The organism is Bacillus fonticola (assembly GCF_012955605.1).
GTDB lineage: Bacteria > Bacillota > Bacilli > Bacillales > JC228 > Bacillus_CG > Bacillus_CG fonticola.
Map to the genome: position 1 here is coordinate 86,952 of NZ_CP052135.1, position 23,607 is coordinate 110,558.

The 23,607-nt window shown below is 46.2% G+C and carries 28 protein-coding genes and 3 rRNA genes; 29 read left to right on the forward strand and 2 right to left on the reverse strand.

Going from position 1 to position 23,607, the window contains the following annotated elements; translation table 11 throughout:
- Position 1: 1 nt before the first annotated feature.
- The 24 genes from rplF (at position 2) to HHK01_RS00565 (ending at position 15,339) form a co-directional block, all read left to right on the forward strand.
- Positions 2 to 538, forward strand: coding sequence for a 50S ribosomal protein L6 (rplF, locus tag HHK01_RS00450; protein WP_170005925.1), 537 nt, complete (start codon positions 2 to 4; stop codon positions 536 to 538).
- Between the two features lie 33 nt (positions 539 to 571).
- Positions 572 to 934, forward strand: a complete 363-nt coding sequence (rplR, locus tag HHK01_RS00455; protein WP_170005926.1) for a 50S ribosomal protein L18 — start codon at positions 572 to 574, stop codon at positions 932 to 934.
- Between the two features lie 23 nt (positions 935 to 957).
- Positions 958 to 1,458 (forward strand): 30S ribosomal protein S5, encoded by a 501-nt coding sequence (gene rpsE, locus HHK01_RS00460; protein WP_170005927.1) that lies wholly within the window; start codon positions 958 to 960, stop codon positions 1,456 to 1,458.
- Between the two features lie 13 nt (positions 1,459 to 1,471).
- The gene (gene rpmD / locus HHK01_RS00465) at positions 1,472 to 1,654 is read left to right on the forward strand and encodes a 50S ribosomal protein L30 (RefSeq protein WP_170008594.1); all 183 of its coding nucleotides are present in this window, start codon (positions 1,472 to 1,474) and stop codon (positions 1,652 to 1,654) included.
- 29 nt (positions 1,655 to 1,683) lie between these two features.
- Positions 1,684 to 2,124 carry a 50S ribosomal protein L15 gene (rplO, locus tag HHK01_RS00470; protein WP_170005928.1) on the forward strand — a complete coding sequence of 147 codons (441 nt, stop codon included), beginning with the start codon at positions 1,684 to 1,686 and terminating at the stop codon, positions 2,122 to 2,124.
- A complete protein-coding gene (gene secY / locus HHK01_RS00475; RefSeq protein WP_170005929.1) occupies positions 2,124 to 3,422 on the forward strand; it encodes a preprotein translocase subunit SecY in 1,299 nt (432 codons plus the stop codon). Before rplO ends, secY begins: the two co-directional genes overlap by 1 nt.
- Before the next feature lie 62 nt (positions 3,423 to 3,484).
- Positions 3,485 to 4,135, forward strand: a complete 651-nt coding sequence (locus tag HHK01_RS00480; protein ID WP_170005930.1) for an adenylate kinase — start codon at positions 3,485 to 3,487, stop codon at positions 4,133 to 4,135.
- Positions 4,132 to 4,878: a type I methionyl aminopeptidase gene (gene map / locus HHK01_RS00485; RefSeq protein WP_170005931.1), complete on the forward strand. Its 747-nt coding sequence runs from the start codon at positions 4,132 to 4,134 to the stop codon at positions 4,876 to 4,878. Before HHK01_RS00480 ends, map begins: the two co-directional genes overlap by 4 nt.
- Before the next feature lie 17 nt (positions 4,879 to 4,895).
- Complete coding sequence (locus tag HHK01_RS00490; RefSeq protein ID WP_170005932.1) at positions 4,896 to 5,219, forward strand: KOW domain-containing RNA-binding protein; 324 nt, start codon at positions 4,896 to 4,898, stop codon at positions 5,217 to 5,219.
- Positions 5,206 to 5,424, forward strand: a complete 219-nt coding sequence (gene infA / locus HHK01_RS00495) for a translation initiation factor IF-1 (RefSeq protein WP_170005933.1) — start codon at positions 5,206 to 5,208, stop codon at positions 5,422 to 5,424. The genes HHK01_RS00490 and infA overlap by 14 nt, the downstream gene beginning before the upstream one ends.
- 31 nt (positions 5,425 to 5,455) lie before the next feature.
- Entirely contained in the window at positions 5,456 to 5,569 is a 114-nt protein-coding gene (rpmJ, locus tag HHK01_RS00500) for a 50S ribosomal protein L36 (RefSeq protein WP_000868344.1), read from the forward strand.
- 23 nt (positions 5,570 to 5,592) lie between these two features.
- Entirely contained in the window at positions 5,593 to 5,958 is a 366-nt protein-coding gene (rpsM, locus tag HHK01_RS00505) for a 30S ribosomal protein S13 (protein ID WP_170005934.1), read from the forward strand.
- 29 nt (positions 5,959 to 5,987) lie between these two features.
- Positions 5,988 to 6,377 carry a 30S ribosomal protein S11 gene (rpsK, locus tag HHK01_RS00510; RefSeq protein WP_170005935.1) on the forward strand — a complete coding sequence of 130 codons (390 nt, stop codon included), beginning with the start codon at positions 5,988 to 5,990 and terminating at the stop codon, positions 6,375 to 6,377.
- A 154-nt stretch (positions 6,378 to 6,531) separates the two neighbouring features.
- Entirely contained in the window at positions 6,532 to 7,476 is a 945-nt protein-coding gene (locus HHK01_RS00515) for a DNA-directed RNA polymerase subunit alpha (RefSeq protein WP_170005936.1), read from the forward strand.
- A 35-nt stretch (positions 7,477 to 7,511) separates the two neighbouring features.
- The gene (gene rplQ, locus HHK01_RS00520) at positions 7,512 to 7,877 is read left to right on the forward strand and encodes a 50S ribosomal protein L17 (protein WP_170005937.1); all 366 of its coding nucleotides are present in this window, start codon (positions 7,512 to 7,514) and stop codon (positions 7,875 to 7,877) included.
- A gap of 313 nt (positions 7,878 to 8,190) precedes the next feature.
- A complete protein-coding gene (locus HHK01_RS00525) occupies positions 8,191 to 9,033 on the forward strand; it encodes an energy-coupling factor ABC transporter ATP-binding protein (RefSeq protein ID WP_170005938.1) in 843 nt (280 codons plus the stop codon).
- On the forward strand, positions 9,009 to 9,890 hold the full coding sequence (locus HHK01_RS00530) for an energy-coupling factor ABC transporter ATP-binding protein (RefSeq protein WP_170005939.1): 882 nt from the start codon (positions 9,009 to 9,011) through the stop codon (positions 9,888 to 9,890). Before HHK01_RS00525 ends, HHK01_RS00530 begins: the two co-directional genes overlap by 25 nt.
- Entirely contained in the window at positions 9,880 to 10,683 is an 804-nt protein-coding gene (locus tag HHK01_RS00535; protein WP_170005940.1) for an energy-coupling factor transporter transmembrane component T family protein, read from the forward strand. Before HHK01_RS00530 ends, HHK01_RS00535 begins: the two co-directional genes overlap by 11 nt.
- Before the next feature lie 18 nt (positions 10,684 to 10,701).
- Positions 10,702 to 11,460, forward strand: a complete 759-nt coding sequence (gene truA, locus HHK01_RS00540; RefSeq protein ID WP_170005941.1) for a tRNA pseudouridine(38-40) synthase TruA — start codon at positions 10,702 to 10,704, stop codon at positions 11,458 to 11,460.
- 167 nt (positions 11,461 to 11,627) lie between these two features.
- Positions 11,628 to 12,065 (forward strand): 50S ribosomal protein L13, encoded by a 438-nt coding sequence (gene rplM, locus HHK01_RS00545; RefSeq protein WP_170005942.1) that lies wholly within the window; start codon positions 11,628 to 11,630, stop codon positions 12,063 to 12,065.
- A gap of 20 nt (positions 12,066 to 12,085) precedes the next feature.
- Positions 12,086 to 12,478, forward strand: coding sequence for a 30S ribosomal protein S9 (gene rpsI / locus HHK01_RS00550; RefSeq protein WP_170005943.1), 393 nt, complete (start codon positions 12,086 to 12,088; stop codon positions 12,476 to 12,478).
- Positions 12,479 to 12,762: 284 nt separating this feature from the next.
- Positions 12,763 to 13,212 (forward strand): DUF2521 family protein, encoded by a 450-nt coding sequence (locus tag HHK01_RS00555; RefSeq protein ID WP_170005944.1) that lies wholly within the window; start codon positions 12,763 to 12,765, stop codon positions 13,210 to 13,212.
- A gap of 229 nt (positions 13,213 to 13,441) precedes the next feature.
- A complete protein-coding gene (cwlD, locus tag HHK01_RS00560) occupies positions 13,442 to 14,182 on the forward strand; it encodes an N-acetylmuramoyl-L-alanine amidase CwlD (RefSeq protein ID WP_170005945.1) in 741 nt (246 codons plus the stop codon).
- Between the two features lie 101 nt (positions 14,183 to 14,283).
- The gene (locus tag HHK01_RS00565) at positions 14,284 to 15,339 is read left to right on the forward strand and encodes an Mrp/NBP35 family ATP-binding protein (protein WP_170005946.1); all 1,056 of its coding nucleotides are present in this window, start codon (positions 14,284 to 14,286) and stop codon (positions 15,337 to 15,339) included.
- Positions 15,340 to 15,389: 50 nt separating this feature from the next.
- On the opposite strand, the gene gerD is transcribed toward HHK01_RS00565, so the two are convergent.
- Positions 15,390 to 16,028 (reverse strand): spore germination lipoprotein GerD, encoded by a 639-nt coding sequence (gene gerD / locus HHK01_RS00570; RefSeq protein WP_170005947.1) that lies wholly within the window; start codon positions 16,026 to 16,028, stop codon positions 15,390 to 15,392.
- Between the two features lie 150 nt (positions 16,029 to 16,178).
- Between gerD and HHK01_RS00575 the strand changes: the two genes are divergently transcribed.
- The gene (locus tag HHK01_RS00575; RefSeq protein ID WP_170005948.1) at positions 16,179 to 16,859 is read left to right on the forward strand and encodes a KinB-signaling pathway activation protein; all 681 of its coding nucleotides are present in this window, start codon (positions 16,179 to 16,181) and stop codon (positions 16,857 to 16,859) included.
- A gap of 43 nt (positions 16,860 to 16,902) precedes the next feature.
- Here the strand turns inward: HHK01_RS00575 and pdaB are convergent, their stop codons facing one another.
- Entirely contained in the window at positions 16,903 to 17,655 is a 753-nt protein-coding gene (gene pdaB / locus HHK01_RS00580) for a polysaccharide deacetylase family sporulation protein PdaB (RefSeq protein ID WP_170005949.1), read from the reverse strand.
- 176 nt (positions 17,656 to 17,831) lie between these two features.
- On the opposite strand from pdaB, the gene HHK01_RS00585 reads away from it, so the two are divergent.
- The 4 genes from HHK01_RS00585 (at position 17,832) to rrf (ending at position 23,470) form a co-directional block, all read left to right on the forward strand.
- The gene (locus HHK01_RS00585; protein WP_170005950.1) at positions 17,832 to 18,053 is read left to right on the forward strand and encodes a hypothetical protein; all 222 of its coding nucleotides are present in this window, start codon (positions 17,832 to 17,834) and stop codon (positions 18,051 to 18,053) included.
- 326 nt (positions 18,054 to 18,379) lie between these two features.
- Positions 18,380 to 19,930 (forward strand): 16S ribosomal RNA (locus HHK01_RS00590).
- 326 nt (positions 19,931 to 20,256) lie between these two features.
- Positions 20,257 to 23,180, forward strand: a 23S ribosomal RNA gene (locus HHK01_RS00595).
- Positions 23,181 to 23,353: 173 nt separating this feature from the next.
- Positions 23,354 to 23,470 (forward strand): 5S ribosomal RNA (gene rrf / locus HHK01_RS00600).
- Together the 16S, 23S and 5S rRNA genes form the textbook arrangement of a ribosomal RNA operon.
- The last annotated feature ends 137 nt before the right edge of the window (positions 23,471 to 23,607 follow it).

A 23,607-nucleotide genomic window follows, 5' to 3' on the forward strand; every position in this document is an offset into this window, starting at 1 on the left:
TATGTCTCGTGTAGGGAAAAAGCCTGTTGAACTTCCATCAGGAGTGGAAATCATTCAAGACGGAAGTAAAGTTACAGTAAAAGGTCCTAAAGGTGAACTTAGCCACACGTTTAATCCAGATATCACAATTGAGGTAGTGGATAGCGTTGTAACGTTCACGCGTCCTTCTGATTCAAAAGACCATCGTTCACTTCACGGTACAACTCGTGCCATCGTGAACAACATGGTAGAAGGCGTCTCTAAAGGATTCGAAAAAACATTAGAACTTATCGGTGTCGGTTATCGTGCGCAAAAACAAGGTACAAAACTTGTATTAAACGTAGGGTACTCTCACCCAGTTGAAATTGAACCAGAAGAAGGCATTGAAGTTGAAGTGCCTGCTAATACGAAGGTGATCGTTAAAGGTGTGAGTAAAGAACGCGTGGGTGCGTTAGCTGCGAACATCCGTGACGTACGCCCTCCTGAACCTTACAAAGGAAAAGGAATTCGCTATGAAGGTGAATATGTCCGCCGTAAGGAAGGTAAGACAGGAAAGTAAGACCTGATTAGATAAAGAAAGGAGTGAGCATGCGTGATCACTAAGCCTAGTAAAAATTCTGTGCGTAAGAAGCGTCATGTACGCGTACGTTCTAAGTTGACAGGAACTAGCCAACGTCCACGTCTAAACGTCTTTCGTTCAAATAAACACATTTACGCACAAATTATCGACGACGCAAGCGGGGTAACCCTTGCCAGTGCTTCTACTGTTGAAAAAGACTTTGGTACAGAAGGTACTGGAAACGTAGATGCTGCTACTAAGGTCGGCCAATTGGTTGCGAAACGTGCACAAGAGAATGGCGTTACTACTGTGGTTTTTGACCGCGGGGGCTATCTCTATCATGGACGTGTCAAAGCATTAGCTGATGCAGCTCGCGAAAACGGACTTCAATTCTAAGATAAAAAGGAGGGAAAACAAACATGCGTCGAATTGATGCTAGCAAACTTGAGCTCGAAGAACGAGTAGTAACCGTGAACCGTGTTGCGAAAGTAGTAAAAGGTGGACGTCGTTTCCGCTTCTCTGCACTTGTGGTAGTTGGCGATCGTAACGGTCACGTTGGTTTCGGTACAGGAAAAGCACAAGAAGTTCCTGAAGCAATCCGCAAAGCTATTGAAGATGCGAAAAAGAACTTGATTGCAATTCCTATGGTTGGTACAACAATTCCACACCAAATCAACGGTGTATTTGGTGCAGGGAATATCATGTTGAAACCAGCAAGTGGTGGTACAGGGATTATCGCTGGTGGACCTGTTCGTGCAGTGCTTGAACTCGGAGGCGTTGCCGATATTTTGTCAAAATCCCTCGGTTCCAACACGCCAATCAATATGGTTCGCGCAACCCTTAACGGACTTGCGAACTTGAAGACTGCGGAGGATGTAGCAAAACTTCGTGGAAAATCTGTGGAAGAACTGTTAGGATAAGGAGGGATTCATGATGACGAAGAATCTAGAAGTGACCCTCGAACGTAGCCTAATCGGTCGCCCAAAAGACCAACGTGTAACTGTAAGCACGCTTGGTTTGACAAAGATTCGTCAAACGGTTGTTCATCAAGACAGCCAAGCGATCCGTGGTATGATTGCAAAAGTAAGTCACCTTGTATCTGTCAAGGAAGTATAAGAATCGCTTAGAACAAGGAGGTGCCGAGCATGAAACTTCATGAATTGAAGCCTGCAGAAGGATCTCGTAAATCACGCAAGCGTGTCGGTCGTGGTATCGCGACAGGTAACGGAAAAACGGCTGGTAAAGGTCATAAAGGGCAAAACGCCCGTTCTGGTGGCGGCGTTCGCCCTGGATTTGAAGGTGGCCAAATGCCTCTATTCCAACGCTTACCGAAGCGTGGATTTACGAATATCAACCGTAAAGAGTATGCAGTTGTTAACTTAAAGACATTAAATCGTTTTGAAGATGGAACTGAAGTAACACCTGAACTTCTTGTAGAAACAGGTGTGATTAAAAATGTTAAAGCAGGGATTAAAATCCTTGCAGCTGGAACCATTGAAAAGAAACTAACAGTCAAAGCACATAAGTTCTCTGATGCTGCTAAACAAGCAATTGAGGCAAACGGCGGCTCAACTGAGGTGGTTTAATGTTCCAGTCAATCTCCAATTTTATGCGCGTGGGTGAAATTAGAAACAAAATAATTTTTACCCTTCTCATGTTAGTCATCTTTCGCCTCGGTACATTTATCCCTGTACCAGGGGTGAATCCAGATGCGTTAAATTTCGGTGAAAGCGATAGCGTTTTCGGATTGTTGAATGTGTTTGGTGGCGGTGCTTTGTCTAACTTCTCCATTTTAGCAATGGGGATCATTCCGTACATCACAGCTTCTATTATCATTCAACTTTTGCAAATGGATGTCGTTCCGAAGTTTACAGAATGGTCAAAGCAAGGCGAAGTAGGTCGACGTAAGCTTGCTCAGTTTACTCGTTACGGCACAATTGTACTTGGATTCATTCAAGCGCTTGGAATGTCTTACGGGTTCAACACATTGGCGGGCGGACAGTTGATTACAAATCCCGGCATTACAACATACTTGACTATCGCACTTGTGTTGACGGCTGGTACAGCTTTCCTTTTGTGGATGGGTGAACAGATTACAACGCACGGTGTTGGTAACGGTATTTCCATCCTTATTTTTGCAGGGATTGTTGCGGGGATTCCGACAACGGTTGCGCAAATTTTTGAGCAGCAGTTTGGAGATGCTGGGGAGCAACTGTTCCTTCGTATCGTAACCATTGCACTCATTTTGCTTGCTGTCATCGCCATTGTGGTTGGTGTTATCTATATTCAACAAGCATTGCGTAAAATTCCTGTACAATATGCAAAGCGTGTAGCAGGTCGTAACCCAATGGGTGGTGGTCAATCAACGCATTTACCGTTGAAAGTAAACGCAGCAGGGGTAATTCCGGTTATCTTTGCCATTTCGTTTATTATTACACCATCGACTATAGCATCGTTCTTTGAGACCAACAGTGTAACGACTTTCATTGAAAGAACGTTCGATTATACTGAGCCAGTTGGAATGGTGATCTATGTAGTGCTGATCATTGCTTTTACGTACTTCTACGCATTTATTCAAGTGAATCCCGAGCAAGTCTCAGAGAACTTGAAAAAGCAAGGTGGCTACATTCCTGGAATCCGTCCTGGTCAAGCAACGCAAGACTATTTGACACGTGTATTGTACCGGTTGACTCTTGTGGGCGCGTTGTTCCTATCAGTCATTTCCATCTTGCCGATGATCTTCATTAACCTTGCAGGATTACCACCATCTGCACAAATCGGTGGAACAAGTTTACTCATCGTGGTGGGGGTTGCCCTTGAAACGATGAAACAACTTGAAAGCCAATTAGTAAAACGTCATTATAAAGGATTTATTAAAGAGTAGGGTAGCGTGTGCTGTTAGCGCGGTGCTACCCTTTCACCTGAGTCTCGGAGGGGGAAAGATGAATGAATCTCGTACTCATGGGTCTTCCAGGAGCAGGAAAGGGAACGCAAGCAGAGCGCATTGTAGAACACTACAGTATTCCACATATCTCTACAGGGGATATGTTCCGGGCGGCCATTAAAGATGGAACAGATCTTGGTCTTAAAGCGAAATCGTTTATGGATCAAGGAGAACTTGTTCCGGATGAAGTGACGGTAGGCATCGTGAAAGAACGCCTTGCTAAACCGGATTGTGAAAATGGGTTTCTGTTGGATGGCTTTCCACGGACCATCGCACAAGCCGAACAACTTGAATCAATTCTTCAAGAATTGAGACGTCCGCTATCTCACGTCATTCACATCGATGTAGACAAAAGCCAGCTAATGGAGCGCCTGACAGGTCGTCGTATTTGTAAGGTGTGTGGCGCTACGTATCATAAGGTGTTTAACCCACCTGAGGTAGAAGGTATTTGTGATCGGTGCGGAGGCGAATTATACCAACGTGCAGATGATGCCGAAGAAACGGTGAAGAATCGCTTAGAAGTGAATGTGAAGCAAATGCAGCCGTTACTAGACTTCTATAAAGAGCGTAATCTTCTAGACAGCATTAATGGCGAGCAAGATATTCAAGATGTGTTTGGTGACGTACAGCAATTGCTCGGGGGATCTCGATGATCATTACGAAGACACCGAGAGAACTTGAGATTATGCGTGATGCCGGTCGTATTGTTGCGATGACTCACGAAGAACTCAAAGCTGCGATAACACCTGGAGTTACGACGCAAGAACTGGACAATATTGCTGCAAACTTCATCATCAAACAAGGTGCTAAACCATCCTTTAAAGGGTATAATGGTTTCCGTGGCAGCATCTGTGCCTCTGTAAATGAGGAACTAGTTCACGGAATACCAGGTTCGCGTGTCCTACAAGATGGTGATATTATCTCTATTGATATTGGTGCCTACTACAAGGGTTACCATGGAGATTCTGCTTGGACGTATGGTGTCGGCACCATCGACGAAGCATCACAAAAACTGTTGGATGTGGCGGAAACCTCTCTTTATAAAGGACTTGAATTAGCACACCCAGGGGATCGCCTTTCGAACATCTCCCACGCGATTCAAACGTATGTGGAAGCAAATGGCTTTTCTGTTGTGCGTGAGTATGTCGGCCACGGCGTTGGTCAAGACTTACACGAAGACCCACAAATTCCACACTATGGACCTCCGAACAAAGGCCCTCGCCTGAAACCAGGTATGGTGCTAGCGATCGAACCTATGGTGAATGCTGGGAAACGTCATGTGCGTACACTCCAGGACAACTGGACAGTTGTAACGGAGGATGGAAAGCGCTGTGCCCACTTTGAGCACACGATCGCCATTACAGAGGATAGCTATGAAATTTTGACGAAACCGTAAGAGCGGGTGAAGCAGTTGTGAAGGTGAATCAATCTTCTTTTCAACGTGGTCAGTTTGTGCAGATAAAGCAGGGACGTGATGCAGGGAAGTTTGCTATCGTTATCGAGCTCCTCGATGATCGGCATGTTTTACTTGCAGATGGACAGTGCCGTACATTTGACCGCCCGAAGAAGAAGAACATTTTTCATCTGCGGAGCCTACCGATCATTTCTCCAGAAGTCTGCGCGAGCTTAGCAGAAACGGGACGTGTAACGAATGGGAAACTTCGATATGCTCTTCACCAATACGTTGACCAATTGAACGACGAAGAGAAGGGAGATGGACACGATGGCGAAAGATGATGTGATAGAAGTAGAAGGTAAGATTGTAGAAACCTTACCGAATGCTATGTTTAAAGTAGAGCTTGAAAACGGACATACGGTCTTAGCTCACGTTTCCGGTAAAATTCGCATGCACTTCATTCGTATTTTACCTGGTGACCGTGTCACTGTGGAGCTTTCTCCATATGACTTAACACGCGGACGCATCACGTACCGTTACAAATAACAACACTCCGCCACCAAGGAGGTAGAAATCAATGAAAGTAAGACCATCAGTAAAGCCAATTTGCGAGAAGTGCAAAGTGATTCGTAGACGAGGCAAAGTTATGGTAATCTGTGAAAACCCGAAACACAAACAAAAACAAGGGTAACTTTGAAGGAGGTGCACGCTACAATGGCACGTATAGCAGGTGTTGACGTTCCACGCGAAAAGCGCGTCGTCATTTCTTTAACTTATATTTACGGAGTCGGAAAATCGACTTCCGAAAAAATTCTTGCAGAAGCAGGAGTTTCTGAAGAGACTCGTGTACGTGATTTAACAGAAGATGAGCTCGGAAAAATCCGTGACATTATCGATCGTTTAAAAGTAGAAGGAGACCTTCGTCGTGAAGTTTCTTTAAACATCAAACGTCTAATGGAAATCGGGTCTTACCGAGGTCTTCGTCACCGTCGTGGTCTTCCAGTGCGTGGGCAACATACGAAAAACAACGCACGTACTCGTAAAGGCCCTCGTAAAACAGTTGCGAACAAGAAGAAATAATTATGAAGTAAAGGAGGTCTATCAACCTTATGGCACGTAGAACAAACACTCGTAAACGTCGTGTGAAAAAGAATATTGAATCAGGTATTGCACACATTCGTTCAACATTCAACAACACGATTGTAACAATTACAGATGTGCATGGTAACGCGGTTTCATGGTCTAGTGCAGGTGCACTTGGCTTTAGAGGTTCTCGTAAATCAACTCCTTTCGCAGCACAAATGGCTGCTGAAACTGCGGCTAAATCATCTATGGAACATGGAATGAAAACGTTAGAGGTCACAGTGAAGGGACCAGGTGCTGGTCGTGAAGCTGCGATTCGTGCTCTTCAAGCTGCTGGTCTTGAAGTAACAGCAATCCGTGACGTGACACCAGTTCCACACAATGGCTGCCGCCCACCTAAACGTCGTCGTGTGTAATTTATCTGTATAACTTTCATAAACCTGTCTATAATGGGTTATGATAAGAAATCTGTCCGTATACAGGGATGTGTTGTTTTAAAATTTTGCTTATCTGTAAGATTTAAAACAACCTCTACCGGGGTTTCGACGTTTTGAAGGAGGGTTTGATAAAGTGATCGAAATTGAAAAGCCGAAGATTGAAACAGTTGAGATCAGTAATGACACCAAGTATGGGAAGTTCGTCATAGAGCCACTTGAGCGTGGATATGGTACTACTTTGGGTAACTCCTTACGTCGTATCTTGCTATCCTCTCTCCCAGGTGCAGCTGTGACGTCCATTCATGTCGATGGAGTACAGCATGAATTTTCAACCATTGAGAACGTCGTAGAGGATGTAACGACTGTCATTTTAAACGTGAAAAAACTTGCGCTCAAAATCTACTCTGATGAAGAAAAAACGCTAGAGATTGACGTGCATGGAGAAGGCGCAGTGACAGCCCGTGACATTACGTTTGATAGTGATGTAGAAATCTTAAACCCAGATCTTCACATTGCCACCTTGTCGAAAAAGGGTCATTTGCACATTCGTTTGACTGCACAACGCGGCCGTGGTTACACGATTGCAGATTCAAATAAGCGTGATGATCAACCGATTGGAGTTATTCCAATTGATTCGATCTACACACCAGTCTCTCGTGTTTCTTATCAAGTAGAGAACACGCGTGTAGGTCAGATGACCAACTATGACAAACTAACGTTAGATGTGTGGACAGACGGAAGCACAGGTCCACAAGACGCAATTGCACTTGGGGCGAAAATTCTAACAGAGCATCTCAATATTTTTGTTGGCTTAACGGATGAAGCGCAACATGCAGAGATCATGGTTGAGAAAGAAGAAGACCAAAAAGAAAAAGTGCTCGAGATGACAATTGAAGAACTGGATCTTTCTGTTCGTTCTTACAACTGTTTAAAACGTGCTGGCATTAATACCGTTCAGGAACTGGCGAACAAGTCTGAAGAGGATATGATGAAAGTACGTAACTTAGGGCGCAAATCGCTGGAAGAAGTCAAAGTAAAGCTTGAGGAGCTTGGCTTAGGCTTACGGAAGGACGACTAATAAGCTACATCTTGATGTAAAGGAGGGAATTCTTCATGCCATACAGAAAGCTAGGTCGTACAAGTGCACAGCGTAAAGCAATGCTACGTGACTTAACGACAGATCTAATCATTAACGAACGCATCCAAACAACAGAAACACGCGCGAAAGAGCTTCGTTCTGTTGTAGAAAAAATGGTGACCCTCGGAAAACGTGGAGATCTTCATGCTCGTCGTCAAGCAGCTTCTTACATTCGTAACGAAGTAGCGAACGAAGAGACAGGCCAAGATGCGCTTCAAAAGTTATTCGGTGACATCGGTCCTCGTTTTGCAGAGCGACAAGGTGGTTACACACGTTTGATGAAGCTTGGACCGCGTCGCGGAGATAGCGCGCCAATGGTTATTATTGAATTTGTGGACTAATCCAGAACAAGAAGCAAACTAGGTCAGTCTATTTTGCTACAGCTGGACTTATGGTAGGAAAAGGGCACATCTAGTTGCCCTTTTTCACTATATGAAGCGTAGGAGCGTTACGATGGACATCATAGAATGTTCCGTCTAGCTCGCTTCCCCCTTTTACTGAAGTAAGGTGAAGGGGGTCCTACCTTTCCGCAATAACACCTCATTTATACACCCCGCTAGTACTTTTCCCTCCGAATTAGATGAGACAGGATAGAGAGATAGAGAGAACGAAATCTGTAGAACGACCAGGCTCGTTTTCTAGGAGGAGAGAATAATGCCATCTACAAAAAAACTTTCCATAGAGAACCTCACTTTTACCTACCCTAACGGACAGGCACCCGCCTTGAAAAATGTTTCGATAGATGTATATGAACGCGAGTGGTTAGCTATCGTCGGTCACAACGGATCGGGGAAGTCTACACTAGCAAAGTGTTTACTAGGTCTACAGTTGCCTTCGGAAGGAACGATTACTGTAGGGGATTTTGTGTTAAGCGAAGACACAATCTGGGATGTGCGCAGTCAGCTCGGAATGGTATTTCAAAACCCAGATAACCAATTCGTTGGCAGTACGGTGGAAGACGATATTGCATTCGGTTTGGAGAATGCAGGCCTTCCAAGAGAAGAGATGCACAGACGTGTGGACGTCGTATTGGATCAGGTCGGGATGAGCGAGTTTCGTAAAAAGGAACCGCATCAATTATCTGGTGGACAAAAGCAACGTGTAGCGATTGCGAGTATCCTGGCGCTGCAACCAAGCGTTATGATTTTGGATGAATCGACCTCGATGCTTGATCCTATAGGAAGAAAAGAAGTCTACGAGACAGTACGGAAAGTTCAAGAGTCTCAGGGAATCTCCGTCATCTCCATTACGCACGATTTAGAGGAAGCCGCCCTGGCTGATCGGATGATTGTTCTGGAAGGTGGGCGAGTGTGGATGGAAGGAACCCCAGCTGACGTGTTTGCAAAAGGGACAGCTTTGACAGATCTAGGTCTCGATTTGCCGTTTCCTGTTCAGCTACAAAACGCTTTAGCACAACGAGGAGTTTCGCTTGATGAGATGCATCTTACAGAAGAACAGTTGGTGAACGCATTATGGACATACGCTTCCAAGAAGTAGGATATACCTACCAGCCTGGGACGCCTTTTGAACACCGGGCACTGAGCGAAATTAATTTGGACATTGAAGAGGGCTCTTACTGGGCAATCATTGGACATACTGGTTCAGGTAAGTCGACTTTGCTGCAGCATTTAAACGCCTTGCTGACGCCTACAGAAGGCGAAATCAAGCTAGGTGAATACCGTATTCGCGCAGAGCAAAAGGCGAAGCGCATTCGGCCTGTACGGAAACAAGTCGGGATCGTGTTTCAATTTCCAGAACATCAGCTGTTTGAAGAGAATGTGGTAAAAGATATCTGTTTCGGTCCGATGAATTTCGGCGTCTCCAAAGCCGATGCAGAAAAACGAGCAAGGGAAGCGGCAGAGCTTGTTGGGCTTCCGCAGGAGCTTCTAGAGAGATCCCCTTTCGACTTGTCAGGAGGGCAAATGCGTCGTGTTGCCATTGCGGGTGTATTGGCAATGGAGCCAGAAGTACTCGTTTTAGACGAACCAACAGCTGGATTGGATCCACGAGGGCGAAAAGAAATGATGAATCTCTTTGCCCGATTGCGCCGCGAAAAGGGGTTAACGATTGTTCTCGTTACGCACAGTATGGAGGATGCGGCTCAGTACGCGGACCGAATCGCTATTCTTCGGAACGGACAATTGCAAAAGAAAGGAACGACGGATGAGATCTTTTCGAACCCAACAGAATTAGTCTCTTTTGGGCTAGATGTGCCGAGTACAGTGCGTTTTCAAGTGGAAGTGGCGAAACGATGGGGACATGCCTTCCGATCTCCTGCCTTAAATGTGGATGATTTAGCCCAAGAGATTGCGACTCTTCTTGCTGAGGGAGGAGGATCTTCTAGTGAAAGATAAGATATTAATTGGTCAATATGTTCCTATAGAGTCGGTTGTGCATCGTCTTGACCCACGTGCGAAGCTTGTTTTCATCTTTGGATTTATTCTCATTATTTTTTTAGCAGACAATGCGACGAGTTATGCTGTGGTCGGAGTCTTCTCTTTGCTGGCTGCATTGAGCTCCAAAGTGCCGTTTTCCTTTTTGCTCAACGGGATGAAGCCTGTGTTCTTTCTCGTCATCTTTACGTTTCTCTTGCACATTTTTTTGACGAGAGAGGGAGATGTGTTGTGGCGGCTCGGACCGCTATCCATTTACGAAGAAGGGGTCAGGCAAGGGATTTTCATCTCTTTCCGCTTTTTCTTTTTAATTCTTGTAACCACCTTGCTTACGTTAACGACTACTCCGATAGAAATAACCGATGGGCTGGAGAAACTACTTGGCCCTTTGAAAAAGATAAGGTTTCCGGCACACGAATTGGCGTTAATGTTATCGATCTCGTTACGGTTTATTCCGACACTTCTCGAAGAAACTGAAAAAATCATGAAAGCGCAAATGGCACGGGGCGTCGAGTTTACATCAGGACCAATACGTGAACGTGTAAAAGCCATTGTTCCGCTGCTTGTTCCGCTTTTTGTGAGTTCATTCAAGCGAGCAGAAGAACTGGCTACGGCAATGGAAGCAAGGGGATATAGAGGTGGAGAAGGGCGATCAAAGTATCGAGCGCTGCACTGGTCGTTTCGAGACACAGCACTCATCTTCCTGTTTGGCGCTTTGACATTCGTTCTGTTAATGACAAGAACAGGTGGATGATAGAAGGAGTGAGCACAAGTGGTGAGGGTCAAATGTGTGATTGCCTATGAAGGTACAATGTTTCATGGCTATCAAATACAGCCGAGTGGTCGAACCGTCCAAGGGGAACTAGAACGGATTCTTACAGCTATGCATAAAGGGGAAGCCGTCCATGTCACGGCATCTGGTCGTACGGATGCGAAAGTACATGCTGTAGGGCAGGTTCTCCATTTTGATACTCCTTACTCGCTAACGGCCACTAGCTGGAAAAAAGCGCTTAACGCCCAACTTCCTGCAGATATTTTTGTTAAGAACGTCGCGTTAGTTTCTCCTCAATTTCATGCGCGGTTTGGTGTAAAGACAAAGGAGTACCGATACCGCGTTCTCTGTACGCCAGAACGGGATCCTTTCCGTCGACATGTGACGAGCCATTATCCATACCCACTTGATGATGACTCTATGGATGCAGCGCTTAAGGCCCTCATAGGTACACACGATTTCTCGAGTTTCTGTGCTTCCAACACGGACGTGGTAGATAAGGTACGTACACTATCCGAAGCGAAGTTATGGCGAGATGGCGATGAGCTTGTTTTTCAGTTTGTCGGAAGCGGGTTTCTTTATAATATGGTCCGGATTCTTGTCGGTACGTTACTAGAAGTGGGAAATGGGCATCGCAGTCCACAGTCGCTTCCAGAGTTGCTTTGTAAAAAGGATCGAACTGCTGCCGGGAAAACTGCGCCACCAGAAGGCTTGTTTCTATGGGAAGTAACGTATCACAACGAAGAGGGAACCGGATAATCTATTTGGGAAGCAAACTGGAAAATTAACTTGACTTCAGCGCCAGTAGAATATACAATATTCGATGGACTGTTAATTCCACGATGAAAAGCCCCGAACACTTTTTTCGTGATGAATAATAAATGTGAAATGAACGTTGAAAGAAAGATATTTAAGGAGGTACTCTCATGCGTCAAACGTATATGGCAAAAGCAACTGAAGTGGACCGTAAATGGTACGTGGTTGACGCGGAAGGACAAACACTCGGTCGCTTAGCGAGTGAAGTGGCTTCTATCCTTCGCGGAAAGCATAAACCTACGTACACTCCACATGTAGATACAGGTGATCATGTTATTTTGATCAATGCAGACAAAATCGAACTCACTGGCAACAAGCTGAACGATAAAATCTATTACCGTCACAGCCAATATCCAGGCGGTTTGAAATCACGCACGGCGCTGGAAATGCGCACAAACTACCCAACGCAAATGCTTGAAATTGCGATTAAGGGTATGCTTCCAAAGAACTCTCTTGGACGCCAACAAGGTAAAAAATTGCATGTTTACACAGGCAGTGAACATCCACATCAAGCACAACAACCAGTAGATTATACACTACGCGGATAACTTAGAAGGAGGGACTCACATTGGCACAAGTAGAATACTACGGCACTGGTCGCCGTAAAAGCTCAGTAGCGCGTGTTCGCCTCGTACCTGGTGATGGTCAAATCATCATTAACGGACGCGACGTTGAAAACTACCTACCGTACCCAGCACTTCGTGAAGAATTAAAACAACCCCTTACAATAACAGAAACGGTTGGAAGCTACAACGTTCTTGTTAATGTAAACGGTGGTGGCTATACTGGACAATCAGGTGCAATCCGTCACGGAATCGCGCGCGCACTTCTTCAAGCGGACCCTGAATTCCGTCCATCATTGAAGCGTGCAGGTTTGCTTACTCGAGATGCAAGAGCGAAAGAACGTAAAAAATACGGTCTTAAAGGCGCTCGTCGTGCACCACAATTCTCAAAACGTTAATTTTGTTTTACAAAACTCCTCAGTAGCATGGATGCTGGGGAGTTTTTTGTATGCGCTGGAACCGAGCTACTGAAATTCACATCCCTCAGAACACAGCTGTCGTGCCCGCACACCGGATTTGATGGATATCAGTTGAGATTTGATCAACCAATACCGGGGTTTGATGGATTATACACGATTTTATATGCCTCTTCTTTAGTTAGTATGTAAATATTGGTGCCTTTCCTATTGCATGACTTCACTACTCCCTTCTCACACTACGTAAAAAGGAGGGGTGTAGGTATATGGCTATCGTTGACATGAGAAAACATATTCGAGAACGGCAGCTACAGACAGAACGATTATTACTTCGTGGTTTGTCTGTGAACAAAATGCGCAAAGAAGTGGCTTCCTTTATGCCCAACCATATTCGTTTTGCACAAGAGTGGCACCGGACAAATGCGGAAGATCACTGTATAGATGTTGCAATTGAAGCGTATCTGCTCGGAGGCCAATACGCTAAGTTTAATTATCACGGCGAAGAAATGGAAGCCGTTCGGAAGCGAGCCGCCAAACAAGAACAAGAACTTATTCACACCTTATTCGATACGACAGAGTTCTGGGGATTCACTTCTGATCTTGGAATGAGTGGAGATGACCTTTATCTGAAATGTGATACGTTTGTTTCTGAGTGGTGGCAAAAAGGGTTTGATCAGTCACTTAAACGATTAAAGCTCCGCTTGAAAATGAAGTAAACGAATCTTCCTTTGTATAGTGATACGCACATTCATCGGGTATGTAAAATTGCACGGAAAAATGCCAGACGCGGGAGAAAATGATCAGATCTTGCCGCCAGACACTTAGATCTACCAACGAAATACGATCGCAACCAAACCCGCTTCCGTTTTTTTAAAAGTCCGCGTTCTAAAACCTAATGGTTGTCCATACGATGTAGATAGATGGACGAGCGGGAGGAGAACGGGGATGAAACAAAAGCTCAAGTGGGCGTTATTTACCCTTGGCGCCATTGTATTATTCATGATCATCCAAGTGCAGTTTAACGATGATTCTTCTTTTGAGGCGTGGAACTTACCGTTGACAGGCAAAGTCATCTATCTTGACCCTGGTCACGGAGGGGTAGACCCAGGCGCCAATAGTGACGCAGCCTTAGAAAAGGAGATTGCACTAAACGTATCATTAAAGCTACGGGATTACTTGCAGGAACAAGGTGCGCTCGTACTCATGACGCGGGAGGAAGACAAAGATTTAGCAGATGAAGAGATGAAAGGATATAGCAGAAGAAAAGTACAAGATTTACAACGACGGATGAACTTAATCAACGAATCAACTGCAGACTTATTTTTATCGATTCATCTCAATTCGGTACCGTCCTCTAAATGGAATGGTGCACAAACATTTTACTCACCAAAGTACGCAGAAAGTCAACGCGCGGCAGAGGCTATTCAAAATGAACTCATTCGCAATTTAGAGAACACAACCCGACAAGCAAAGGCGCTTGGATCCGTCTACTTGTTACGAAATGCAGAGAAGCCAGGAGCCCTCGTTGAAATCGGCTTTTTATCCAACCAAGAAGAAAGAGAACGGTTAATGACGGATGGCTACCAAGAAAAAGTGGCTGCCTCAATGTACGAAGGAATTTTACAACATTTCACGCTTGAAGATGAAGCACAAGAGAGTCCTAATGAAGAAACCAGCGATGAATAGTCGTTGGTTTTTCGTGCTTCTGCGAGAACATTCAATCTGACTTCGTTAACATGATTTGCTATACTGGGAGAGGAAACGAATTCATAAGAGGTGGACATATCTTGCTAACAGAACAAAGCGTACGTACGCTCGTTAATGAACTACAAGATCCAATTCTTCATGTGCCGTTGAAAGAAACAGACGGTATCGTGGAGATTTCAGTGAAAGAGGAAAAAAGTCATGTGAGTGTGAAGCTTGCCATTGCTAAAACAGGGACAAGCGAGCAGTTAGCGTTCCAACAGCAAGTGGTCGATGTACTAAAGCGTTCTGGCGCAGAGTCTGTAGGTATTCGATTTACTGAATTACCAGAAGAAACGCTAGCGAAGTTTCAAGCAAATGCTTCAAAGGCAACAGGAGAAGAAGGGCTTCTCTCACCAAATTCCAACACAACGTTTCTTGCGATTGCTAGTGGAAAAGGTGGTGTTGGGAAATCGACTGTATCGGTTAATCTAGCGACCGCATTAGCGCGAGCAGGAAAGAAAGTCGGTCTCATTGACGCAGATATTTATGGTTTTAGCGTTCCGGATATGATGGGAATAGCGAATCGTCCTCAAGTCCGTGGCGATCGAATTTTTCCAGTGGAACGGTTTGGTGTGCAAGTAATTTCTATGGCGTTTTTCGTAGAAGACAATGCTCCTGTTATTTGGCGTGGTCCGATGCTAGGGAAAATGCTTAACTCGTTCTTCACAGAGGTGGAATGGGGCGATCTAGATTATTTGCTATTGGACTTGCCTCCAGGAACAGGAGATGTGGCTCTGGATGTTCACTCGATGCTACCCGCGTGTAAAGAAGTGATTGTAACGACACCACACCCGACAGCAGCGTTTGTGGCAGCACGTGCCGGTGCAATGGCACTACAAACTAACCACGAAGTGATCGGCGTTGTTGAAAATATGGCCTACTTCGAAAGCAAGATAACCGGGGAAAAAGAATACGTATTTGGGCGTGGAGGAGGCGAGAAACTCGCTGACGAGCTACAAACTGTGCTTCTTGAAAAAATTCCTCTGCAGCAACCAGATTGGAATGATGAGGACTTTGCCCCGTCTGTTTATGATGCGGATCATCCGATTGGAGAACTTTATGGTAACATTGCTCAAAAAGTTATCGATCGCACGTAAGAACAAGACCCGAAAGCTATAGTGCTCTCGGGTCTTCGTTTATTATTATATTAAGCGCCGCCTGAACCAGATTTTTCCTGACCGCCACTACCACCTTCAGAGGAGCCTGATTCACCGCCACTTTCGCCTTCTTCACCACCAGCGGAACTAGAACCAGATTCGCCGGCTTTTTTTACTTGTTCTTGTACTTGTTTTTGAAAGAGTGGACTTTCCAGTGTCTCAAGAATGACGGTTTGTAAGTGTGAGCGAAATTCTTGTCCTTTTAGCTGCTCGCTTAATTGCTTCTCAAACTCAGGGTCTTTTAGCAATTCCAACATCATACCTTGGTATTCAGGGTCCTTCATTAGCTTTTTGAGTATTTTTTCATTTTCTTTCATCATGCTCTTCGCCATCGTTTCTGCGAATGCTGGATCCTCAAAGCTTTTCTTCCAAAATTCCGCCCCTTGTTCTGAGGAAAGAGTGCTTGTAATCGTTTCTGTCACAACTTTTTGATCCATAACGAGTTGTTGTTTCATTTTCTCATCAGTCAAGATTTCCTCGATTGCTTTTTTTCCATCATCACTTTTTAAAATATCGACCATCATTTTCTTTGTTTCCTCGTATTCCAGTTGTCCCCCTTGTGCTTGTCCCTTTCCGCCGCACCCCGTAGCTATGAGACAAACGCACAAAAGAATAATCAATTGCTTCATGTGAGATCCCCTTCTCTCTAGTGGGTGTTCTTATGTATTAATGTGAAGCATTTTTAAACAATCTATGCGTGCCAGAAACAGGACTTCCCTTTTAGGAAAAAGCTTTGGTACAATGGAGAATAGCTTAATAAGATTAAGGGAAGTGAAGCTGTGACTAGTCGATATTGGGTGCGCTTCTTTTTTCGCACTCTTTTTCTCGGGGGAGCGTCAAGTGTTTTAGTCGGGTTTATTGCTCGCTGGAGTGAATTTCAGCCTTATTTTACCAACCTTGATATTTTGTCTATACTGTCTACTGCATTTTGGTTGTTTGGTGTAGGTCTGATTTTTAGTGTGCTCAGTCAAATGGGATATTTCGCCTATTTAACCATTCACCGCTTTGGATTAGGGATCTTCAAAACGATAGGGCTATGGAACGGGGTGCAATGGCTATTCATCGCAGTTGTATTATTTGACTTAGTATACTTCCGTTTCCAAGCTTTTGCTGAGGAAAATGAGAGCGTGATCCCATATGTATTTATCTCAGGTTTTTTGCTCATTATTGGTTTAGTTGTTGCTACTCTAAAAGCAAGACAAACAAACAAAGATACATTCGTGTCGGCCTTGTTTTTTATGGTAGTGATCACAACAATAGAGTGGTTTCCGGTGTTGCGGGCAAATGAAGAGGGGTGGCTCTTCTTTATGCTCATTCCACTCGTTACGTGTAACGCGTATCAATTGCTTCGTTTACCAAAGTATTTAGTGCTATCGCAACTGGAGCGGGAAAAAAGGCAACAACGAAAAGCGGCGGAATCCACAACAATGAATCAAAAAAGAAAACCTAAAACGACATAACAAAAAGGGGGCGTGACCTTGTCGAGTCACGTCCCCTTTTATTTTACTGAATATCTTCTGTTGAAGAAGTGCCGCCAGAAATAAGCTCAGAGACAGTCGTCAGTTCGAAATCTTGAGTTTGAATATATTCAAGAATTTGTGGCAAAGCTGCTTCCGTTTGCTTCGCAGAATCTGAAGCGTGAAGCAAGACGATATCTCCATTTTCAGCTTTCTTTACTCGATCAATAATCTCTTCAGTTCCTGGATTTGTCCAGTCTTTACTATCCACGCTCCAATGAATAACACTCAATCCCATCTTTTCAGCAATGCGGATAAGACGTTCATCAAATTGACCTGTCGGAGCGCGCAAAAATGGCTCTGTCTCTACTTTGAGTTTTTCGAATACACTTTGGGCTCGTTGAATGTCCTGGATGATTTCCTTGTCACTTAGTTCGGTGTAATCTTCGTAGTTGTATCCTAGAAGACCAATTTCATGGCCGGCTTTCTCAATTTTTCTTACTAGGTCCGGATGACGTTCTGCCCAAGCTCCAGATAAAAAGAACGTGACAGGCTTGACCTTGTTTTCTTCTAAGTAATCCACAATCGGTTCTGCTTTTTCATCTCCCCACCCAATATTGAAGGACAGCACGATACCTTTGTCGCCGCGATAAAATGCCTTAGGTCCTTGGTCAGTGGAGAAAGCAGGGAAAATAGAGAAAGATTGCATGTATACCAGTCCTGCTGTAAACAATGCTAACGTCACAATGAGCACGGTGGTTCTTACGTTTTTCGCATGCACCACATAAAATCCTTTCATCTTCACCCACCTCGTCCTTCCTTGTCCTTTTCATTTTATGCGTAAAATGCACTCATATGTCTCTCGTTAATGAACTCAAACTACATACAAAGTGTTCACCAAAAAATATTCTACTTTTAGCTCATAAAAATTTGGAAATGCGTACAGAATACTGATACGAGGCGAGGTGAAGTCAATTGATTGGTTTGCTCATTAACGGAAGAGAGCGAGAAGAGATGATTTACCTGCTCAAACGTGAGATGGATGAAATTTTATTTGACTTAGGAGATGAACGGATTGAACATCTTGTAAAACGTTCCATGGAAGAGCGGTATAACATCCTACTGGCGTTGTTTAAGCGGGTAGCACCTCCGAAAGAGTGTTTTAAGTACATACAACTAAAGCGAAAAAAAGTATAAAATTAAGGGCTGTGATGCAGGCTTTGATAGTCTTGCTACAGCCCTTGAAACTTTCGGGGATTTTTTTCGAAAATTATGTTGACCGCTCACTAAAGTCCTGTTATAGTATTAAACGTCGCCACAAGCGGTACGATCATGTGGAACGAAAAAAGATGAAAAAAGTTCTTGACGATCGTCAGTTGCGATGTTATTCTATAAAAGTCGCTTTTGAGAGAAATAAGCGAAATTGTTCTTTGAAAACTGAACACAAACCTGCTAGTAAGACCAAATCCAAATGGATACGGTCGTCGTTGATTTTAAAGTAAGACAGTTAAGAGCTTGCTCTTTTTATGGAGAGTTTGATCTTGGCTCAGGACGAACGCTGGCGGCGTGCCTAATACATGCAAGTCGAGCGGACTTTAGGGAGCTTGCTCCCTAAAGTTAGCGGCGGACGGGTGAGTAACACGTGGGTAACCTGCCTGTAAGACTGGGATAACTCCGGGAAACCGGGGCTAATACCGGATGACCCTTCGGATCGCATGATCTGAAGGTAAAAGGTGGCTTCGGCTATCACTTACAGATGGACCCGCGGCGCATTAGCTAGTTGGTGAGGTAGTGGCTCACCAAGGCAACGATGCGTAGCCGACCTGAGAGGGTGATCGGCCACACTGGGACTGAGACACGGCCCAGACTCCTACGGGAGGCAGCAGTAGGGAATCTTCCGCAATGGACGAAAGTCTGACGGAGCAACGCCGCGTGAGTGAAGAAGGTTTTCGGATCGTAAAGCTCTGTTGTAAGGGAAGAACAAGTATCGTTCGAATAGGGCGCTACCTTGACGGTACCTTACCAGAAAGCCACGGCTAACTACGTGCCAGCAGCCGCGGTAATACGTAGGTGGCAAGCGTTGTCCGGAATTATTGGGCGTAAAGCGCGCGCAGGCGGTCCTTTAAGTCTGATGTGAAAGCCCACGGCTCAACCGTGGAGGGTCATTGGAAACTGGAGGACTTGAGTGCAGAAGAGGAGAGCGGAATTCCACGTGTAGCGGTGAAATGCGTAGATATGTGGAGGAACACCAGTGGCGAAGGCGGCTCTCTGGTCTGTAACTGACGCTGAGGCGCGAAAGCGTGGGGAGCGAACAGGATTAGATACCCTGGTAGTCCACGCCGTAAACGATGAGTGCTAAGTGTTAGAGGGTTTCCGCCCTTTAGTGCTGCAGCAAACGCATTAAGCACTCCGCCTGGGGAGTACGGCCGCAAGGCTGAAACTCAAAAGAATTGACGGGGGCCCGCACAAGCGGTGGAGCATGTGGTTTAATTCGAAGCAACGCGAAGAACCTTACCAGGTCTTGACATCCTCTGCTACCTCTAGAGATAGAGGGTTCCCCTTCGGGGGACAGAGTGACAGGTGGTGCATGGTTGTCGTCAGCTCGTGTCGTGAGATGTTGGGTTAAGTCCCGCAACGAGCGCAACCCTTGATCTTAGTTGCCAGCATTCAGTTGGGCACTCTAAGGTGACTGCCGGTGACAAACCGGAGGAAGGTGGGGATGACGTCAAATCATCATGCCCCTTATGACCTGGGCTACACACGTGCTACAATGGGTGGAACAAAGGGTCGCAAAGCCGCGAGGCTGAGCCAATCCCACAAATCCACTCTCAGTTCGGATTGTAGGCTGCAACTCGCCTACATGAAGCCGGAATCGCTAGTAATCGCGGATCAGCATGCCGCGGTGAATACGTTCCCGGGCCTTGTACACACCGCCCGTCACACCACGAGAGTTTGTAACACCCGAAGTCGGTGAGGTAACCTTTTGGGGCCAGCCGCCGAAGGTGGGACAGATGATTGGGGTGAAGTCGTAACAAGGTAGCCGTATCGGAAGGTGCGGCTGGATCACCTCCTTTCTAAGGAAAACTCGTCACTTAGGTGACGATACAAAACGACGCTAGCAGCGAACTTGTGTTCAGTTTTGAAGGGGCAATCCTTCAAAACATGTTCCTTGAAAACTAGATCATACGCAAACGACAATTCTTTTTGTGAAAAGAAAGAACACCGAGTCGTAGTTCAATCACCAAACAGTTGGTGTTGTCATATTCGCAGACAACGCAAAGCCAACTTTAAAATCTTTTACGCATTATCATAGATTGTGCGTAAAATTGGCTAGAAGCAAGGAGTTCGAGGAAGCTTCCTATGAAGCTGACGAAGAAATCTCCGCTTATAGACAATTTTTAGAGAAGTTAGTAAGGGCGCACGGTGAATGCCTTGGTACTAGGAGCCGATGAAGGACGGGACGAACACCGATATGCTTCGGGGAGCTGTAAGTAAGCTTTGATCCGGAGATTTCCGAATGGGGAAACCCACTGCCCGTAATGGGGTAGTATTCTTACCTGAATACATAGGGTAAGAAAGGCAGACCCGGGGAACTGAAACATCTTAGTACCCGGAGGAAGAGAAAGCAAATGCGATTCCCTAAGTAGCGGCGAGCGAAACGGGAACAGCCCAAACCAAGAGGCTTGCCTCTTGGGGTTGTAGGACACTCTATACGGAGTTACAAAGGAACAGGGTAGACGAAGCGATCTGGAAAGGTCCGTCAAAGAAGGTAACAACCCTGTAGTTAAAATCCTGTTCCCTCCAGAGTGGATCCTGAGTACGGCGAGACACGAGAAATCTCGTCGGAATCCGGGAGGACCATCTCCCAAGGCTAAATACTCCCTAGTAACCGATAGTGAACCAGTACCGTGAGGGAAAGGTGAAAAGCACCCCTGGCGGGGAGTGAAAAAGATCCTGAAACCGTGTGCTTACAAGTAGTCAGAGCCCGTTAAAGGGTGATGGCGTGCCTTTTGTAGAATGAACCGGCGAGTTACGATTTCATGCAAGGTTAAGCTGATAAAGTGGAGCCGCAGCGAAAGCGAGTCTGAATAGGGCGAATGAGTATGAGGTCGTAGACCCGAAACCAGGTGATCTACCCATGTCCAGGGTGAAGGTAAGGTAACACTTACTGGAGGCCCGAACCCACGCACGTTGAAAAGTGCGGGGATGAGGTGTGGGTAGGGGTGAAATGCCAATCGAACCTGGAGATAGCTGGTTCTCTCCGAAATAGCTTTAGGGCTAGCCTCAAGTAAGAGAGTCTTGGAGGTAGAGCACTGTTTGGACTAGGGGCCCTCATCGGGTTACCGAATTCAGACAAACTCCGAATGCCAATGACTTGTTTCTTGGGAGTCAGACTGCGAGTGATAAGATCCGTAGTCAAGAGGGAAACAGCCCAGACCGCCAGCTAAGGTCCCAAAGTATACGTTAAGTGGAAAAGGATGTGGAGTTGCTTAGACAACCAGGATGTTGGCTTAGAAGCAGCCACCATTGAAAGAGTGCGTAATAGCTCACTGGTCGAGTGACTCTGCGCCGAAAATGTATCGGGGCTAAACGTATCACCGAAGCTGCGGATTCCGTAAGGAATGGTAGGAGAGCGTTCTAAGGGCTGAGAAGCAAGATCGTAAGGACTTGTGGAGCGCTTAGAAGTGAGAATGCCGGTATGAGTAGCGAAAGAAGGGTGAGAATCCCTTCCACCGAATGCCTAAGGTTTCCTGAGGAAGGCTCGTCCGCTCAGGGTAAGTCGGGACCTAAGCCGAGGCCGAAAGGCGTAGGCGATGGACAACAGGTTGAAATTCCTGTACCACCTCACTTCCGTTTGAGCAATGGGGGGACGCAGGAGGATAGGGTAAGCGCGCTATTGGATGCGCGTCCAAATCGTAAGGCTGAAGGGTAGGCAAATCCGCCCTTCACGAAGGCTGAGCGATGATGGCGAGGGAAATAAAGTACCGAAGTTCCTGATTTCACACTGCCAAGAAAAGCCTCTAGCGAGGAAGCAGGTGCCCGTACCGCAAACCGACACAGGTAGGCGAGGAGAGAATCCTAAGGTGATCGAGAGAACTCTCGTTAAGGAACTCGGCAAAATGACCCCGTAACTTCGGGAGAAGGGGTGCTCTTCTGGGTGAATAGCCCGGAGGAGCCGCAGTGAATAGGCCCAGGCGACTGTTTAGCAAAAACACAGGTCTCTGCGAAGCCGTAAGGCGAAGTATAGGGGCTGACGCCTGCCCGGTGCTGGAAGGTTAAGAGGAGAGGTTAGCTTACGCGAAGCTTTGAATCGAAGCCCCAGTAAACGGCGGCCGTAACTATAACGGTCCTAAGGTAGCGAAATTCCTTGTCGGGTAAGTTCCGACCCGCACGAAAGGCGCAACGATCTGGGCACTGTCTCAACGAGAGACTCGGTGAAATTATAGTACCTGTGAAGATGCAGGTTACCCGCGACAGGACGGAAAGACCCCGTGGAGCTTTACTGTAGCCTGATATTGAATTTTGGTACAGCTTGTACAGGATAGGTAGGAGCCTATGAAACGTGAGCGCTAGCTTACGTGGAGGCGTCGGTGGGATACTACCCTGGCTGTATTGAACTTCTAACCCACGCCCCTCATCGGGGCGGGAGACAGTGTCAGGTGGGCAGTTTGACTGGGGCGGTCGCCTCCTAAAGAGTAACGGAGGCGCCCAAAGGTTCCCTCAGAATGGTTGGAAATCATTCGTAGAGTGTAAAGGCACAAGGGAGCTTGACTGCGAGACCTACAAGTCGAGCAGGGTCGAAAGACGGGCTTAGTGATCCGGTGGTTCCGCATGGAAGGGCCATCGCTCAACGGATAAAAGCTACCCCGGGGATAACAGGCTTATCTCCCCCAAGAGTCCACATCGACGGGGAGGTTTGGCACCTCGATGTCGGCTCATCGCATCCTGGGGCTGTAGTCGGTCCCAAGGGTTGGGCTGTTCGCCCATTAAAGCGGTACGCGAGCTGGGTTCAGAACGTCGTGAGACAGTTCGGTCCCTATCCGTCGTGGGCGTAGGAAATTTGAGAGGAGCTGTCCTTAGTACGAGAGGACCGGGATGGACGCACCGCTGGTGTACCAGTTGTCTTGCCAAAGGCATCGCTGGGTAGCTACGTGCGGACGGGATAAGTGCTGAAAGCATCTAAGCATGAAGCCCCCCTCAAGATGAGATTTCCCATTGCCTAGCAAGTAAGATCCCTGGAAGATGACCAGGTAGATAGGTCTGAGGTGGAAGCACGGTGACGTGTGGAGCTGACAGATACTAATCGATCGAGGACTTCTCTAACGATTTAAACTCGGTAGTCGTGAACCGTATGATCTAGTTTTGAAGGAATATGAAATCAATGTGTTTACACATATTGATCAGCATACACCCTTCACCACCCTGTAATATGCAGGGCGAGGTTTCGATAAGCAAGCTGACGCAGAGATGCGCCGCTTATCGGAAGCCGCAGCCGGTTTGGTAGTGATGGCGAAGAGGCTACACCCGTTCCCATCCCGAACACGGAAGTTAAGCTCTTCAGCGCCGATGGTAATTGGGGGCTGTCCCCCTGTGAGAGTAGGACGCTGCCAAGCGAATGCGAAGAAAAAGGTGAGTTCCCCGCAGATTGTGAATTGTCTAGAAACACGGGGGACAGCCAACTGGGCGGAAGGCATGTTAAGAACGCGCCGTCCATGGCGCAACACATGCACACCAACGTCCTGTTAGCGTG

Coding starts and splice junctions, on each gene's coding strand:
- rplF (WP_170005925.1), top strand. CDS start 2: ATGTCTCGTGTAGGGAAAAAGCCTGTTGAACTTCCATCAGGAGTGGAA.
- rpsE (WP_170005927.1), top strand. CDS start 958: ATGCGTCGAATTGATGCTAGCAAACTTGAGCTCGAAGAACGAGTAGTA.
- rpmD (WP_170008594.1), top strand. CDS start 1,472: ATGACGAAGAATCTAGAAGTGACCCTCGAACGTAGCCTAATCGGTCGC.
- rplO (WP_170005928.1), top strand. CDS start 1,684: ATGAAACTTCATGAATTGAAGCCTGCAGAAGGATCTCGTAAATCACGC.
- secY (WP_170005929.1), top strand. CDS start 2,124: ATGTTCCAGTCAATCTCCAATTTTATGCGCGTGGGTGAAATTAGAAAC.
- HHK01_RS00480 (WP_170005930.1), top strand. CDS start 3,485: ATGAATCTCGTACTCATGGGTCTTCCAGGAGCAGGAAAGGGAACGCAA.
- map (WP_170005931.1), top strand. CDS start 4,132: ATGATCATTACGAAGACACCGAGAGAACTTGAGATTATGCGTGATGCC.
- infA (WP_170005933.1), top strand. CDS start 5,206: ATGGCGAAAGATGATGTGATAGAAGTAGAAGGTAAGATTGTAGAAACC.
- rpmJ (WP_000868344.1), top strand. CDS start 5,456: ATGAAAGTAAGACCATCAGTAAAGCCAATTTGCGAGAAGTGCAAAGTG.
- rpsM (WP_170005934.1), top strand. CDS start 5,593: ATGGCACGTATAGCAGGTGTTGACGTTCCACGCGAAAAGCGCGTCGTC.
- rpsK (WP_170005935.1), top strand. CDS start 5,988: ATGGCACGTAGAACAAACACTCGTAAACGTCGTGTGAAAAAGAATATT.
- rplQ (WP_170005937.1), top strand. CDS start 7,512: ATGCCATACAGAAAGCTAGGTCGTACAAGTGCACAGCGTAAAGCAATG.
- HHK01_RS00525 (WP_170005938.1), top strand. CDS start 8,191: ATGCCATCTACAAAAAAACTTTCCATAGAGAACCTCACTTTTACCTAC.
- HHK01_RS00530 (WP_170005939.1), top strand. CDS start 9,009: ATGGACATACGCTTCCAAGAAGTAGGATATACCTACCAGCCTGGGACG.
- rplM (WP_170005942.1), top strand. CDS start 11,628: ATGCGTCAAACGTATATGGCAAAAGCAACTGAAGTGGACCGTAAATGG.
- HHK01_RS00555 (WP_170005944.1), top strand. CDS start 12,763: ATGGCTATCGTTGACATGAGAAAACATATTCGAGAACGGCAGCTACAG.
- cwlD (WP_170005945.1), top strand. CDS start 13,442: ATGAAACAAAAGCTCAAGTGGGCGTTATTTACCCTTGGCGCCATTGTA.
- gerD (WP_170005947.1), bottom strand. CDS start 16,028: ATGAAGCAATTGATTATTCTTTTGTGCGTTTGTCTCATAGCTACGGGG.
- pdaB (WP_170005949.1), bottom strand. CDS start 17,655: ATGAAAGGATTTTATGTGGTGCATGCGAAAAACGTAAGAACCACCGTG.